General features: G+C 45.0%; 11 protein-coding genes. 3 read left to right on the top strand and 8 right to left on the bottom strand.

The annotated features are described in order from the left end of the window. The first annotated feature begins 588 nt into the window (after window positions 1-588). Window positions 589-1,512, top strand: a complete 924-nt coding sequence (locus NV381_RS30855) for an aldo/keto reductase (protein WP_258217160.1) — start codon at window positions 589-591, stop codon at window positions 1,510-1,512. Between the two features lie 123 nt (window positions 1,513-1,635). Here the strand turns inward: NV381_RS30855 and NV381_RS30850 are convergent, their stop codons facing one another. After that, window positions 1,636-2,196: an SLOG family protein gene (locus tag NV381_RS30850; RefSeq protein ID WP_258217159.1), complete on the bottom strand. Its 561-nt coding sequence runs from the start codon at window positions 2,194-2,196 to the stop codon at window positions 1,636-1,638. Window positions 2,197-2,284: 88 nt separating this feature from the next. On the opposite strand from NV381_RS30850, the gene NV381_RS30845 reads away from it, so the two are divergent. After that, window positions 2,285-3,643, top strand: a complete 1,359-nt coding sequence (locus tag NV381_RS30845; protein ID WP_258217158.1) for a hypothetical protein — start codon at window positions 2,285-2,287, stop codon at window positions 3,641-3,643. Between the two features lie 899 nt (window positions 3,644-4,542). Here the strand turns inward: NV381_RS30845 and NV381_RS30840 are convergent. From NV381_RS30840 to nadX, 5 genes are all read right to left on the bottom strand, one after another. Continuing rightward, window positions 4,543-5,370, bottom strand: coding sequence for a sugar phosphate isomerase/epimerase family protein (locus NV381_RS30840; protein ID WP_258217157.1), 828 nt, complete (start codon window positions 5,368-5,370; stop codon window positions 4,543-4,545). Between the two features lie 211 nt (window positions 5,371-5,581). Beyond that, a complete protein-coding gene (locus NV381_RS30835; RefSeq protein WP_258217156.1) occupies window positions 5,582-7,003 on the bottom strand; it encodes a TPR domain-containing glycosyltransferase in 1,422 nt (473 codons plus the stop codon). Between the two features lie 150 nt (window positions 7,004-7,153). Beyond that, window positions 7,154-10,585 (bottom strand): Ig-like domain-containing protein, encoded by a 3,432-nt coding sequence (locus tag NV381_RS30830; RefSeq protein WP_258217155.1) that lies wholly within the window; start codon window positions 10,583-10,585, stop codon window positions 7,154-7,156. Between the two features lie 985 nt (window positions 10,586-11,570). Continuing rightward, complete coding sequence (locus tag NV381_RS30825) at window positions 11,571-12,974, bottom strand: NAD-dependent malic enzyme (protein ID WP_258217154.1); 1,404 nt, start codon at window positions 12,972-12,974, stop codon at window positions 11,571-11,573. A 34-nt stretch (window positions 12,975-13,008) separates the two neighbouring features. Beyond that, on the bottom strand, window positions 13,009-13,815 hold the full coding sequence (nadX, locus tag NV381_RS30820) for an aspartate dehydrogenase (RefSeq protein WP_258217153.1): 807 nt from the start codon (window positions 13,813-13,815) through the stop codon (window positions 13,009-13,011). A 218-nt stretch (window positions 13,816-14,033) separates the two neighbouring features. Between nadX and NV381_RS30815 the strand changes: the two genes are divergently transcribed. After that, entirely contained in the window at window positions 14,034-14,369 is a 336-nt protein-coding gene (locus NV381_RS30815) for a 2Fe-2S iron-sulfur cluster-binding protein (protein WP_171656000.1), read from the top strand. 86 nt (window positions 14,370-14,455) lie between these two features. On the opposite strand, the gene rbsK is transcribed toward NV381_RS30815, so the two are convergent. Together rbsK and NV381_RS30805 are read right to left on the bottom strand one after the other, a co-directional pair. Further along, complete coding sequence (gene rbsK, locus NV381_RS30810) at window positions 14,456-15,388, bottom strand: ribokinase (protein ID WP_258217152.1); 933 nt, start codon at window positions 15,386-15,388, stop codon at window positions 14,456-14,458. 88 nt (window positions 15,389-15,476) lie between these two features. Next, on the bottom strand, window positions 15,477-16,316 hold the full coding sequence (locus NV381_RS30805; RefSeq protein WP_258217151.1) for a carbohydrate ABC transporter permease: 840 nt from the start codon (window positions 16,314-16,316) through the stop codon (window positions 15,477-15,479). Between the last annotated feature and the right edge of the window lie 8 nt (window positions 16,317-16,324).

Below are 16,324 nucleotides of genomic sequence, written 5' to 3'. Positions count from 1 at the left end.
AAGTTCGAGATATGACGGTTAAGTCCACTGCTCTTCGTCAGTTGCTAACTAATTTTTAAAAATTTTTATGGTTAGGTGTGTTTGAGTTACTCAAAAGTCAGTTTAAAGCTTATTGACATAGTACGCTGATATTATAAGAAAAGCTTCTGATCGAAGCCCTTTCGAGGAAGATACATTCGTGTCTAAGTTGTAGCTTTTCTTGCAATATCAGACTTCTTCAGCTCCGCTGAAAACTTATAAAGTCTGATATTATAAAATAACTGGTTAATAACAATATTTTAAGTCACGTTTATGTTATTTAATATAACATTAATTCTTATTATTAATAATTTACTTTAAATAAACGTATATTTCAATAGTTCATGTTATGTTTATTGACATTTTTCATATTATTTTTTAATAAATACGAACGTTTTCTAAAATAATTCATGTAATGTTCGCGTTAATCCAATAACAAAAACTTGCCCAATACTCCTCACGCCTCACATTGTTTAAACACAAAAACTCAAAGGTTTGACATCGCTTTTTCATGTATAATAAAGGAAGTCATTTGTAAGCGATTTCTACCAATTACTAAAGGAGTGGTGAATGATGATTTACCGCAGCTTCGGAAATACAGGATGGCAGGTTTCGTCTATAGGACTGGGTACTTGGAATATCGGGAATCAGTGGGGAGAGGTGGACGATGCAACCTCGTTTGCTACGATCCGTACTTCACTGGACCATGGCGTTAATTTGTTCGATACTGCTGAGTCTTATGGAATTCCAAACGGTTTATCCGAACAACGTCTCGGAAAAGGACTTGCGGGTGAACGGCACAAGGCTTATATCGTTTCCAAAATCGGAAATTTCGGCAAGCGTACCGGACAAGGAGTTCCTCTAACCACTCCCGATATGATCAGGCTTTGCGCACATGCTTCATTGCACCGTTTAAGAACCGACTGGGTGGATGTTATGCTCTGCCATATATCGAATATTGAGGATCCTTCTATATTTCTGGAGGGCTTCGAAATTTTGAAGCAAAATGGGGAAATTAGAGAATACGGCATATCTACAGATAGCCTGGAAGTGCTGAAGAAATTCAATGTTCATGGCAATTGTCGCGTCGTTGAAGTGGATTATTCCCTATTGAATAGGGCGGCCGAACAACAATTTCTGCCTTATTGCGAGGAACACGGCATTGGTGTCCTTGTGCGCGGTCCTTTATCCATGGGTTTATTATCCGGTAACTATTCGGCAGAAACTGTCTTTACCGATAGCGTACGTGTAAACTGGAACTCGGATGGCGCAGGGCGCCAGCAGTTCGAAAACCGCATCCACAAGCTGAACGCGGTCAAGCAGGTCCTGCACGATGGTGAAGATATGGCTACGGCAGCTCTGCGCTTCGTTATCTCTCACCCTGTGGCAGCCGTAGCTATCCCCGGTGCGAAGTCACCTAAGCAGGCTGCTGCAAACGCCCAGGCCGGCAATGAGCTATTCTCCAGGGAGCAGCTCGATAGATTCAATATGTAATATGTCAGCGCCATACGCTAGCTGATCCATGCTGGATTTATAATAAAATGCACAAAAACCACCTCAATGGCGTTGTTCAATCCATACACGCCTTGAGGTGGTTTTTAAGGCTTTTCCTTGAAGCTAATAATAATCAGGCTGCTGCTCATCTTCAGCAATACTTTGCAGATCGGAAGCCGTGATGCTAATAATACGGTAATTTTGCAGCTGAGCGAGCCTCGAAGCTTGCTCTTTAATAAACTTCGGCGAGCCCTCGTTATCCTCATCATATAACAGGATCATCCCATCGGAGTTGCGCAGCAGGAATTTATTTTTCTCTTTAAACTGCCAAGGCCCATCATACTTGCTCTTGGACACACTGTTTACATAATTGGCTTTTTGCATAATAGCTTCATAGATGCTTTTCTTCTCATCGCTCCACTTCTCTTCTTGCTCCAAGAAAGGCGTAATGACAGCCAATCTGAGATGGTTATACGACTCCTCCTGCTGCAATTCAAGCACAGCTTCCGCCGCCCACAGCTCCACTCCCCACTGTCCACTCACTATAACCCATTCCAAGCCTTCATCTATGAGGGCAATAATTTGCTTTTTGATGGCCTTCTTAATAATTTCAATTCCCTTATGCTTCAGCGAAAATATCCCCAGCTCAGAAGCCTTATATCCCATTACCAGAACTCTATTCACATGATTAACTCCTGTCCATTCAGATGCAATCCATGCTATAATACCCATGAATTTATTATAGTCATTTTTATCAGACAGGAGAATAGCTGTGATTTACTCCATGATGAACGCATCCAGATCTATCCTTTTCACCATGCTGGTCATTGCCTTTGTACTAGAGACTCTTACTGGATGGAGATGGCTGCAGGCAGTTGAAGGCACGCTCGCACTCCTCAGCTTGATTGTCTCCCTGCATGCCGCGAGAAGGATGTTTCAAATTGTTGCCGCTCTTTTTATCACTGCGGGTATTGCATGTATCGTGTGGGCGAATGTACCACTAACCGAGGTTCCTTTCTTAATGACGTCCAACGTCATGCTGATCTCCCTGTTGTATATGCTGCCGTTTGTAAACCGTGTCATTCGTATCGGGGGGTACGATCGGCATTTGAGCAGATGGCTCAATGTGCAGTCCGGTCACTTGGGGCATCTATATGTCCGTTCCTTGGCGGTCAGCTATTTGCTGAGCCTCTTTTTATTTTTTGCAGCCATTCCACTGCTTCACCGGGTGCTGAGCAAGCATCTTCAAGGGCAGGATTTAAGACTGACGAACCGCCTTATGAGCATGTCCATTCTTCGCGGATTCGGAATCGTATCTGTCTGGAGTCCTGTTGAGCCATTGGTTGCAACAGCCGTATTGATTACCGGGGTATCTTATTTATCCTTGCTGCCCTGGATGCTTGGACTGTCTGCCATTCTATTTATTGCAGGGGGATTATGGGGCTTGCAATTCCGTAAAATTCCACTGAAGCAAGAGACCGGCGTCACTCCATTAGCTCCCTCCTGGTCCAAAACAGGTGCTTTTCTGCTGGCTCTCGTGCTGTTAATCGCATCCGCTTTTGCGCTGCAGGCCGTGCTTGGCATTTCTTTTTTTGCGGCTATGACGTTCGCCCTGCTTCCCTTTTCCTTGCTGTGGTCCGTCATCTTGAGACGGTTTAAACGATTTGTGTCCACCAGCCGCAAACAGTGGAAGAACAGTGTGGACGGACTGCGTCATTTGCTTGTGCTGTTCTTATCATTCGGATTTTTCAACGGTGCGGTTTCCAAAACTCATTTGTTTCAGTTAATGGAAGAACCCGTCCAAGCCATGTCTCAGTGGCCCGTAGTGCTGTTTGTATTCATCTTTCTGGTCTGTTTGATTTTGCCGATAATCGGTGTGCATCCATTGGTAGTTATGAGCTTATTTGGAATCTTTTTGCAGCCCATCCTGCAAGTCATGAACCCGCTCAGCATCGCTATCGTTCTGGTTACCTCATGCTTATGCTCTTCTTTTATGGGGACCTTCAACACAACCGTCACAATAATGAGCGGACTCCTGCAAGTAAATCCTTACCGGATTACATTATGGAACTTTGTCTTCGGTCTTGTTTATGGAGTCATCGGCGTTATCGCCGCTCTTTGCTTGTTATAGTGAAGGGAAACACGGCGCTGACTCCATTAGAGGGAACCTACACATACCACCAACTCGTAACACTCCTTATTTCTCATAAGAAAAGCTTCTGATCGAAGCTCTTTCGAGGAAGATACATTCGTGTCTTAGCGGTAGCTTTTCTTGCAATATCAGACTTCTTCAGCTTCGCTGAAAACTTATAAAGTCTGTTATTATAAGAAAAATGCCTTACGGCGTCCTTGGCGTACGATCTACGTTTGTGCGCTTTGGAGGGATGGGTGTGGGATTATAGCCACTGGTGAAATCGTGTTCCTTTGAACGGAATGCTTTAAGTGAAAGGCAATGCGGAAGTAATTGTTCCTTTATCACCTGAAAAGTCCAAAAATCAGAGCGATACAGGAACAGCCAGTTCCGTTATTGCTCTATTTTTGTGCATACATGCTCCATTCGGCCTACATAACAGAATTCCTACTTCCGCTATCGATCCATATTGGGGGCGGCTGATGGAATAGCGGAACTCTCCGTTCCGTACAAAATCCTCCAGAGCTCATCGCCGCCGCTATCCCTATAAAAATCCCCCTTGATCAACTTATACTAGAAAGGGCATCTTACTTTAGCGCTGTAAAGCACTTAAACCTTCTTACATGGCAAGAAAAGACCTAGCCTATGCACTGCTGCATAATCCAGGTCTTTTTTATTTGTTCATATACAATCTCATATACTACTTATCTTTCTTAGCGTGTGAACCGTCACAGTTTCCTTCAGCATTCTTAGTGTTACCACAGGCACATTGTCCCATCGTATTCGCCTCCTTAGTTAAATTGGATAAGCCTATTGTACATTATACACTTACATAAGTAAAGCAATTTACTATTAATAAGTAAATGACAATGATTATCTTTCTCAAGCCATTGCCTAACTTACAAATAGGGTTGAACAATTGTGCGGATTCGCTCCAGTCCTTCCCACATGTCGCCCGGTCCATCATAAATAAGCACAACAGCACCCTTGTAATCAGCTGCCCTCAAAGTATCCAGACAGCTCACAAATTCTGTTTCATCCGGCATTCCCTTGTCATCATACTGCGCCTTGGCATGAACCGATACACTGTACGGCAGCGTCATAGCAAACTCTTCGTACTTAGATGGCAGCTTAAAATTGCCAAAATCGGTTATGAGCCCAACCTTATCACTGGCTTGCTCAAGAATCTTAAGGCAGCTCGCAGCTGTAGATGTAAGTGCCCGGAAATTTTCAGTAACGACCCGGACTCCCTGTATGGCTGCATAATCTGCAAGCTCCGTCAAAGCTTCAGCTGACTTGCGAATCGCCTCTTCATCGGAAGGCTCGGCGTCACCGGCAATTACACGGATTTGTTTAGCGCCAGCTGCTGCGGCAATATCGATCCAACTGCGGATCAGAGCATAATCAGCCTCGCGTCGAATGTCGTCCACTATAGTCAGATCGCCATAATCCAGCAGTAAAGTATCAAAGGAGATGCCTGCAGCAGCGAATTCTTCCCGCAGTTGTGCCAAATACGCAGCATCCGTGGATGGAAAATGAAAGTGGCACACCTCTATAGCCTTGTAGCCCCGCTTTGCGGCTTCCCCAGGCAGCTCCAACAGCGTCAGTACCTCCGGCTGCTCTTGTATACGAATTGAGTGTGTACTCGAATTGGCATCCCACTGAGTCCAGCGAAGCGGCCCTAACAGACGATGCAGGCTCCAGGTGCTTACGGATAAATAAGACATCGGTCATATCCTCCTAATATTTTTTAGAAATACTTATCAATTTTTACACAATTAGTATAAACGCTTTCATCATACCATAGCCTGTTGAAAATATGCGACTACATACTTGAGTAATATGCTTTATTTATTTAAAAAAAGCCTCCCGCTTCTACTTCAACAGCAGAAATGAGAGACTTCATTTTAAAAATATGGATTGCGAGTGGCAGCGGAGTCATTTCTCCAATTTTTGCAGCTTATTACGAACAGCCTCCAGACTCGGGTTACGTTCAAGCACCTGACGCAATATCGCGAGAGCATCTTGTTTTTTTCCTGAGATAAGAGCCAGATCTGCGATGGCCACATCGGTTTTCCACTGCGGAATTTGTGTATCGGCTGGCGTTGGACCACGGTAGGTTTGAAACTGCTCCTTAATACTGCGCAGCGATTTCTCGGAACTCTGAAGCAACTGAACTGCCTGCCTCATCTGAATTTGTGCAAGATAGTAGATTGCATCCGGAAAATTCGGTGCTTTGGAAAGTGCTCGCCTGCAAGCCTGTTCCGCCAAATCCAATTCTTTTCGCGACATGTAAATTTTCACGAGAAACATTTGGACATCCAGAGTACGTCCAAAGCGTGGATAGTCAGCAGCCTTTGCTTCAGCAGCCAAGAACAGCTCAATAGCCTTGTCTACGTTCCCGTAAGCCATACTTTCCCTGCCATAGTAGAGCAGCCAGCCTGGATTATCCGGTTCTTCGGCAACCATTTGCTCCAGTAGCCTGAGGTTGCGTTCAAGCTTTTTTTCATCTTTCACTATGGAAGGCTCGTAACCGTCGTGAAGCAGCCGTATTCGTACCGATTGACGGTAAGACTCTCCTTCAAACACACCTTGCCCCTCAAGAACAATTTGTTCATGAACACGCCCTCGGTAGAGCAAACCTCGCCTTGTCGGAAACATGCGCGTCTGTGTAAACTCATCCGAGAGCGTTCCGTCCATCTGATTAAGCTGCCAGATTAACAGCACAGGCGGAATCTCCAGCTCATCGAATATACCGGCTATATCGCGAACTGCATGCTTATCTTCAGCAACAAGATACTCATCGGAATCTACCCACAGTACCCAGTCACTTTCTACATGCTCAAGTCCACGATTTCTCTTCTCTGCAAAATCTTCACGCCACTCTACGTTAACAAGCTTAGCTTCAGGGAACTGTTTAACGATCTCTACGGTGCGATCTGTAGAATTAGAGTCTATTACTACGATCTCGTCTACCGCACCGATCAATTGGGTCAGACAACGTTCTATGGAACGTTCATTATTGTAGACCAGGATAGCTGCAGCAACGGTTACCTTTTTGACCTCAAGCAGCTCATTGATTGACGCTCTCTCCGGACCGTCAGAGACGTCCTTGACTGCTTTATGGACAGCATGTACCCAAGCCGACTGCGGGTCCAGCATCCATGCACGGTCAAATACCCGCCGCGCGGCCTTTCCATAGCCTTGATGCATCAAGGCTTCACCCAGATACACCCAGGCTTGCGCCAAGAGCCGATTGCTCCGCAGCACTTCGATGGACAGGGCTTCCGCTTCTTTGTAGCGTTTTGTTTTCAATGCGTCTATGATCGGTTGCAAGGGAATAGTTTGCAATGGTTTCACCTGTTTCCTCTTCCTCAAAATCGAATAATCTTTTTTTGATGTGCCAAATTAACGCCTTGCCTTGCCTTTTAGCATCCCTGTACTTCAAAAAGAAAGACCAACGGCGAGGTTGGCCTTTTTTTCATTTTTTCCATGAACCCAGCTTTTGATTTAAGGAAGGAGGTAATCGTAATAAAAATTAAACTTAATGGCTTTGGAAACCGTGTCTGGAGCATTGACATCAACGGTTATCGTAGTAGATCCGGTTAAAGGGAAGGGGCCCATTGAATCCTCATAGTATCTATCCAGAGTCAAATAATTTCCGTTTAAATTATAATTCAAAAAATAGTTTGTATAATTGGAGCCTGTATTAGGGATCGAAATAGCAGAGATAGGTAATGTACCAAATATATCACCCAAGTAAACATCGAACGACCCGAAAGCAGTAAGACTGTCATATACATAAACTTCATTAGGATCATAAACCTCAACATTAAATGAGTCTGCGACCGTATTTCCATGACCGTCATCGGCGGTTACTGTTATGGTGGATGTTCCCGCAGAGGCTCCTTGAATCATATACTTCCCAAATTCGGTGCTGCTTAAAGTTACTTTTGCTACTGCCCCATTATTGGATGTAACTGTATAGGATAATGGATCTCCGTCAGGGTCGATAAAATAAGAATTGGCTGTTCTGAAGACAAGACCGTTCCCCACGTTCAGTGCCCTGAGCGTAAATGGAATACCCTCGCCTTGTCTCAAAGTCGGTGGTGTACTCACATCAACGTCAAAGGTGCCGGTTACTTTACCCCCATGCTGATCATCTACAATTACAGTAACGGTTGTCGTGCCGGAATTCAAACCAGTCAGTTCTAGCGCTCCGCTGCTCGGATTGGCGCTAACAATACCTGTATTAAATCCGTAAACAGCAGTTATGGCCATATTGTCCTCATCCGCATCGTTAAAGATGTCACTGGCATACACGGTGACAGAGCCACCATTTGGCACATATTTGAGAACATCTGGTATGTGTTCAGGGATTCTGTTCACATTAACAATAAATGAATCGGTAACGCTGCCGCCATAATTGTCACTTGCTGTTAGTGTCACCACATTGGTACCAGCAGGCAGTCCCTCAATGTCCGCGTATATGTTGCCACTAGTTATCATTGTAACTGATAGATTCCCACCCAAATTCGATGCAGCGGAGTAATTAAGCGTGTCTCCATCTCCATCCCAGAATCGGCTGGAAACCACTACACGAGCCTTGCTGTTATGATTGATATTCATCTCAGGCGTAGGTGAACCAACCAGAATAGGCGCTTTGTTCAAAGTCATATCAAAGCTTGCTGTAGCAGCGCCTCCTTGGTGTCCGTCATTAGCCGTAACAGAGATAGTCGTCAATCCATGACCTGTAGGGGCGGGATATACCGTTAATTGCTTTCCAACAACTTCGACCGTTGCAAACTCAGTATTATCGCTTGCAGCACTATACATCAAGGTATCCTCACTGTCCTCATCAGTGAAGGCACCTGTTAAGTCAATTATTACAGGCTTGGCAAGAGACGGATCAACTATTAGGTTAGACAGGTAGCCAGCTGCGTACACCGGCGGGTTATTGGCTACATTCACGGTAAATTTATCCGTTACACTGCTGCCATAAGTGTCCGTTGCCCGAATCGTTACTATATTGGTGCCTATAGGCAGTCCACCTATAAAAGCATATGTACTGCCGCTGCTAAGTTGAGTTGTTACGTTCAAGATGCCACCCAAGTCTGATTCAGCGGAATAACTGAGCGTGTCTCCATCCGCATCCATAAATCGGGAAGAAACATTTACATTCACGATACTGTTATGTTTAATATTCTTCGTTGGAATAGCATCATTAATCAAAGCAGGCACTCTGTTCAGAGTCAGATTAAAGCTCGCTTGTGTCGCGCTATGGCCATCATTAGCACTCACTGTAACAGGAGTGCTTCCATGACTTGTCTGGGATGGGTATAAAGTTAAATTATTTCCGCTTACACCTGCCGTCGCCATCGCTAAATCGCTAATTATTGCATTGTATGTTAATAAATCGCTATCCGGATCGGTGAATGCTCCCGCCAAGTTAATCGTAACAGGACCGTTATCCGGACTGACCATCAGATCTGCTAAACTACCGGCAACATACACCGGAGCGTGATTCTCAGACACAACCTTCGTGTCAAAGCTGATCTGAGCTGTAGCGCCGCTATTATCCGTTGCTTTCAGCGTCACTGTCGTGGTGCCGATCGACCGGGGTACAAGGGATAATTGCCCGCTCACCAGGCTCGTATCTACTATACCTGCCGGAAAGGTTGATACGTTAAAGAACATGCTGTCCCCTTCATCAGGATCTGTAAAATGGCTGCGGGCATTGATCAGAACCGGAGGACCACCCATTGTTATCGTTTGGGGATCTATCGTTCCTGCTACCGGCGGATGATTAACAGGCGGTGCGCTCGCCACCGATACTACGAAGCTGCCCTGTGCCGACTCCCCCTTACTATCGTAAGCAGATGCCGTCACTGTCGAGGTACCTATTGCTGCACCATAAATTTTCAATAGCCCTTGAGTTTGTTCTACTTGAATGAAGTTAGGCGACGAAGGGCTAATGTAAACGGGATTAAATTGCATCGTATCCCCAGGGTCAATATCTGTAAATCCATTGTGTAAATCAATCGTGGCATAAGTCCCCTTGGTAACCGTTACAGCCGTAATTGAATTATTCCACACTGGAGCATGGTTAGCTCCATAAGTCGCATCTATTACGGACAATGGGTATGTATTGCTTGCTCTACCGCCGTGTCCGTCATTCACAGATACATTCAAGTCCAATAACCCCTGCTGCAGTCCGGTAACCGTGATACGATTGCCTGATAATGCGGTTGTTACGTTTCCTGATGTGCTAAGGCTGAAGGTTTCAATAGTAAGAGCATTGTTATCAATATCCTCGAACAATTGGTCAGGATTAATGATTAGAGATTCATTCTTATTAACAGAAAGTGATGTGCCCTTCGATTTTGGAGGGGTATTTGGAGTAAAGGGAGTCTGCGGCGCTATAAAATGAAGGATTTGATTCAAGCTTGTCCGGTCAACCGTATGGCTGCTTGCATAGGCTGCAATCTCACCAATATCAATAATGTTGTTATTATCTCGATCCATTGTATCCGGAATAACCGAAACATCGAACGTATCTGTCACTGTTCGCAAGCTGCCTGCCCTTCCGGTTATGCTTACCGTAGCTGTTCCCAGTCTGTCATTACTTAACGTAAGTAAATTACCGCTAATCGATGCACTAAAGCCCTGCAGATCGCTAACCGAGGATGAATATGCTGTAGCTCCATCAAAATACTGGCTTAAATCAAGCGTTATTGATTTTCCAACACCTGCCTTAATATCAGGCAGCGGACTTTTGACATAGGGAGCTATGAGAGGGGCTACTGGAGCAGAAAGCGCATGTACATAGGGTGTTGCGGATGGGAGCACATAAAACACGGGATTCATCACAAGTGATGCCGTTAATATCTTTGCTAATTTCTTGCCGGAACTTCGTTTGACGGCGTTTTTTTTCCTTTTCATCCATTCAATTCCCCTTAAAAAATCTATTATCCCGATTAAATCTATACCCTTTACTCTATCATAATTTCTACCAAAAAAGTGTGCATTTTAACACAGATTCATAGGTTTAAACAAAAATCGACATAATAATAATCGACAGCAGCTTCCTTTGGGGACCAGAACGCACACCCATTCCCTCTTTTGTTCTACTCTGTGCTTTGCGTTTCTTCTCTCACAAAAGAGGCTGCCCCAAAAGGGTATCAGTGAATGAATCAGTCCCAAATTATGAACAAATACGCCTCCAAAACCACTATGTAAGCGGAAATGGAAGCGCCTTTTTTGTAGGGAAATTCCCATCAGAGTGGGGGGGGGGGGAAAATCCAAAAATGAGTTCGGCCGCTTTTTGGATGTTGCTTAAGGGATGGGGCGAGAAGCGATGTTCAAAGGCTGCTTTCAATCTAGAGGAGGCCATGATTTGTCGGGGACGCTGCGGAAAGAAAAGAAATAGATGGAAATCCTCACGCTAATCCAGCGTGGATATCACCTTAAATCAATATAACTGGAAAAACTAACTCTAATAGAGGGGATATGGTGGATATCAGCCAAAATACGTAGAATTAGCATGAGAAATTCCAGCTATAAGGCTTGGAACGCTATTTTCGGAGTAACTAACTTGAGATTTTCCTGCTAATTGCACGGAGTGCGCCAGAATGCCATGCAATGCCGTAACCGAACCCCGAACCATGAACCACGAGCCATGAACCACGAGCCATGAACCACGAGCCACGAGCCATGAACCTGATACCCGCGATTAGCACGCGTTGGAAAGCTACCTCATCTTATGCGTCACTGAATACACAAGAATGTGTAAAAGAGCCTTCAATAATTAAAGTGGAATTGAGGGCTCTTTTACAACCATCTATTCAGAATAAAATGGTGGAGGGGCTGTCTCAAAATGTCTTTTGGGACAGCCCCTTTCATTGATCTCAATTTTCGGTTATTTAGCTTATCTGAATTCAGGCGGTATACGTCTTGCCACACCGGTTAATATTGCAGCTTCGATAGTAGCATGCCTTACTTTCGTAACGACCTGCTCGTTAAAAATACTAGGGATGATATACTGATCGTTCAGCTCCTTCTCGGAAACAACCGAAGCAATAGCGCGAGCCGCGGCAAGCTTCATAGGTTCATTGATGCGGCGGGCCCTGCAGTCCAATGCTCCTCTGAAAATACCAGGGAACACTAGCACGTTATTGATCTGATTCGGATAGTCGCTTCTCCCTGTGGCAAACACGCGAACATGCGGGAGAGCTTCCTCCGGGTCAATCTCCGGCTTAGGGTTAGCCATGGCGAACACAATGCTGTTCGGCGCCATTTTCTGAACGTCTTCCGCGCCCAAGAGCCCTCCCCTTGATACACCGATAAATACATCAGCACCCTTTATCACTTCCTTCAAGCTGCCCGATTCAGCTTCAACCTGAGGCTGCTCAGCCAGCCATTGCCACATGGGATAAGCATATTCGCCGCCTCGTACAATGGCTCCATCGCGGTCAACGGGAACCAGCCTCTTCACTCCTGCGGCTAGCAGCATTTTGCAAATGGACACACCTGCCGCACCAATCCCGTTTACAACTACCCGCACATGCTCCATACGTTTTCCTACTACCTTCAGGGCGTTCAACAGTCCCGCGATAACAACGATAGCCGTGCCGTGCTGATCATCATGAAAAACCGGCATATCCAGTTCCTCTGCCAAACGCGTTTCAATCTCGAAGCAGCGAGGAGAGCTGATATCCTCCAGATTGATCCCGCCAAATATGGGGCTGATCGCTTTGATCGTACGAATGATCTCCTCGGTATCCTTGGTGTCCAGGCAGATAGGGAAGGCATCCACACCGCCCAGCTGCTTAAACAGCATCGCCTTTCCTTCCATCACAGGCGCGGCTGCATGCGGCCCGATGTCTCCCAGCCCCAATACAGCCGTTCCATCGGTCACAACCGCCACCGTATTACGCTTGATTGTCAACGAATAAGCTTTCTGTGGATTTTCATGAATAGCGGTACAAACACGGGCCACACCCGGCGTATAAACTCTGGATAAATCGTCCCGGTTTTTAATAGGAAGATTCGGCTGAATGGATATTTTGCCTCCAAGATGCACCAGAAATGTACTATCGGATACATTGACAACTTGAATTCCATCCATCTGACGAAGTGACTCTACAATCAAGGCTTCCGCTTTATCCGCTATATGAACTGTGATGTCGCGAGTGGATGTTTCTTGTCCGGGACGGATAACATCAATAGAGGTAATATCCCCGCCCGCCTTACTAATGACCGATGCTACATCACCAAAATTGACTTTGGCATGATTTAATTCCAAACGCAGTATAATACTGTTGTACGCCATCCAATTCGCTCCTTTTCTTCTTTCCAAACCCAAATTATATGCCAATTACAAATGAAGAGCTCATATCCCGAAGCGTCTTAATTACACTCATCGCTACAATATATCCAGTTTTCGGATTTCGTGCGGATGGCGTGTTCTGAATTTGCAGCTTGATTTGTCCGAATTTGCCTCTGGCTTCTATCTCATGAATATTATGGCTAATATGTGGGTCTACGTATACTTTTACTTTCGTTTTATCAAAACCAATGCCAGCAAGACTCAACGCTGCTGATACATTCACACTTTCAGGAAATAATCGCGCCGAATCACGTGCAACTCCCTCGAATGCACAATACGGCTCACTTAATTCAGCCAAGTTGACTTGCTCTTCAATTAACGTTCCATACCAAGCCTTAGGCGGCTTTCTCGTAACCAGCGTTACTTCCTCCATCGGACCTACGCTTCCGGCTGCAATTCGATCCAATCCGCCTATCGCAGCAGAGGGAACTATGATTTTCCGCCCACTCTGTTCAGCTTTATCCCTGAGCAGCTTCTGCAACGATTCATCGGCAAAAGCTCCTATGCTGACCAATATAAGATCTGCGCCATGGTGCAATGCCCTTTCCCCATATTTCCTGACGGCTCCGTGACCGGCGCACTCTATAACGATGTCCAGATTTTGATTAAAAAACTCATCTTCATCTTCCGTAATTAAATATTCCGTCGAATTTGAATCCTCATATTTGGATTTATCCCTAACCAGGATCGCCTCCAGCTGCACCAAGCCAGCTCTTCCTTGATGCACCGCCTGGGCTACATCCTCTCCAATAGTTCCGTACCCGATAATCCCTACCTTTTTCATAAGCCCTCCTGCAAAAATTTCATAAAAAATAATTACCCTAAGTCTCTATTGGAATCTGCCTTGGCAAAACCAACTTCATAAACACATTCTTAAGTAAGCATAAGCTGAAATTTTTAATTTGGAACCACTTTTCTATCATATCAAAAATATCGCATTTGGTATACCATAAACCATATAGCTGTGTTATAATGGGCTTATACCGAAGGGGAGGGATACTTATGCCATCTGTGACTTTTCAAACATCAGGCAAAACTATCGAAGTGGATAAAGACGCGAATCTTCTTAGAACATCCATCAGATACGAGGGAGCCGTTCCCTTCAAATGCGGCGGAGGACTTTGCGGAACGTGTCGCGTACAGATCGTCGACGGAAACGAGCATCTCAGTAAAGTGATGAAGAAAGAAATCGATAGACTGGGAACCGAAAAGATTGAGCAAGGCTTCCGTCTCGCTTGTCAAACCTTCGTAACCGGAGACGTTACGGTCTTATGGGGCGAAGAGGATGTCGATCGTTTAAACAAAATCGCTCAAAGACGGATTAATGCAGCTCAATAAGAACTTATACTCATAATAGAATAAGCAAGAGCCCAGTTGAATTCCACTCGGGCTCCTTTTCATGTCCGGATACTTGTATTACAGATTTAGTTTCCAACCTTCTTATTGTTCAAAAACAAATTAACTTCGTCCGCAGACGGTATCGATTCTTGAGCTCCGGCCCGTGACACTGCAATAGCTGAAGCAGCGCTAGCCTGCTGCAGGGAATCGCTAATTGCCAAGCCTTGCTGCCTTGCCACAATAAAGGAGCCAATAAAGGTATCGCCCGCTGCAGTTGTATCCACGGTATTTACAGAAAAGGCAGGTGTGAAAATAGTTTCATCTTCCTTGTTCATATAGAACGAGCCTTTTTCACCCAATGTAACGATAACCTCCTTAACCCCTGACGCAAGAATCTGGGCTGCAGCTTGTTTAACGTTAGATAAATCTTCATCAAGCCGCACACTTGTAATGTATTCAACCTCAGATTCATTTAATATCATTACATCGATTAGAGGAAATACTTCCTCTGGTATAGCTAGAGCTGGAGCCGGATTTACATAAGTTTGTATGCCCTGTTGCCTAGCAGCTTCGAGAGCAAATTGCGTGCAGCTCCAAGGTATTTCATTCTGGACAAGCAAAACAGTCGACTCTTCAAACAGCCTCGGCAGCATTGCTAAATCCTCTACAGTCAAACAGCCGTTAGCCCCTTCGCTAAGGACAATACTGTTCTGACCTGATTCATCCACTGCAATAAAAGCTGTGCCAATGTCACTATCCTTCCTCAATATCCGGTCTATATTTACTTGGTAGCTTTTAAGGCCAGACACGATATCCCTGCTGTAGAAGTCGTTTCCAACGGCTCCGACTAAAGTTACCTTTCCACCCGCAAGCGCTGCTGCAACAGCCTGATTGGCTCCTTTGCCACCGGATTTCGTCTCCGTTTTATAGCTTTGAACCGTTTCTCCCGGCAGCGGAAGCTTGCGAATATAACAAACAAAATCCATGTTAATGCTGCCTACAACCACTATATTTCCCATTGAAACAACCTCCCTTTGTATAGGCCAAACGGATTTCTGTCTCTTCATCTTCATTTCAAGCAAAAATTCCATCAGTCGCTTCACGGCACTATTCTTTGGATCCTGTATTGGCGATACCGTTGACAAAATAACGCTGCAGCGGCAGTAAAACAAGGACGGGCACAATAACAGCTATGATGATACCAGCGAACATTTCATTCCAATAGGTTGCAAACTCGGTAACAAAATCGCTTAAAGCCACCTGTATAACCTTATACTCTTTCGAACGAGTTGCTATCAACGGCCACATGAAGGACTCCCACTGATGAATAAAAATTAACAATCCGGCACTTACCGTAACAGGCTTGCACAGCGGGAGGATGATGCCCGCATATATTTTGAACCATGAAGCTCCGTCAATCCGGGCCGATTCAATAAGCGCCTTCGGAAGATCAAGGAAAAATTGCCTGTAAAGAAAAATGACCAAACCATTGGCTAAACCCGGAACGATGATGCCTGAGTACGTGTCGATCCACCCCAAGCTGTCAACCAGGCCATACAAAGGGATTGCAATAACCTCAAACGGGATCATAAAAGTAAGAATAACGAGGAAAAACAATAAAGCTCTGCCTTTAAATTCAAAATATACAAAAGCAAAGGCAGCCATTGAAGCGATAACCAATCCCACCACAACATTGACAATAGAAACATAAAACGTGTTAAAGAAAATTCGGCCAAAGCCTCTATCTACAAATAAAGAGACATAAGCATCAAAAGTTATATGAGTCGGGATAAACGTCCTCCAGGAAACAGGGGACATGTAGCGAAAAATCTCATCCAGGGGCCGCAGCGAAGATACAAGTGCAAACGCCAAAGGAAGCAGAATGATTAACCCCAGAAGGATGTGAGCGATATACAGTAAAGGGACTGAGCCTTTATTACGTTTCATGGGATCTC

The sequence above is a fragment of the Paenibacillus radicis (ex Xue et al. 2023) genome, assembly GCF_024722015.1.
Classification (GTDB): domain Bacteria; phylum Bacillota; class Bacilli; order Paenibacillales; family NBRC-103111; genus Paenibacillus_S.
The sequence above is the reverse complement of the archived record's forward strand: the minus strand, read 5'-3'. Positions and strand labels throughout refer to the sequence as shown.

Excerpts from the sequence above, each read along its gene's own strand:
- NV381_RS30855 (WP_258217160.1), top strand. The coding sequence starts at position 589 with ATGATGATTTACCGCAGCTTCGGAAATACAGGATGGCAGGTTTCGTCT.
- NV381_RS30840 (WP_258217157.1), bottom strand. The coding sequence starts at position 5,370 with ATGTCTTATTTATCCGTAAGCACCTGGAGCCTGCATCGTCTGTTAGGG.
- NV381_RS30830 (WP_258217155.1), bottom strand. The coding sequence starts at position 10,585 with ATGAAAAGGAAAAAAAACGCCGTCAAACGAAGTTCCGGCAAGAAATTA.
- NV381_RS30825 (WP_258217154.1), bottom strand. The coding sequence starts at position 12,974 with ATGGCGTACAACAGTATTATACTGCGTTTGGAATTAAATCATGCCAAA.
- nadX (WP_258217153.1), bottom strand. The coding sequence starts at position 13,815 with ATGAAAAAGGTAGGGATTATCGGGTACGGAACTATTGGAGAGGATGTA.
- NV381_RS30815 (WP_171656000.1), top strand. The coding sequence starts at position 14,034 with ATGCCATCTGTGACTTTTCAAACATCAGGCAAAACTATCGAAGTGGAT.
- rbsK (WP_258217152.1), bottom strand. The coding sequence starts at position 15,388 with ATGGGAAATATAGTGGTTGTAGGCAGCATTAACATGGATTTTGTTTGT.
- NV381_RS30805 (WP_258217151.1), bottom strand. The coding sequence starts at position 16,316 with ATGAAACGTAATAAAGGCTCAGTCCCTTTACTGTATATCGCTCACATC.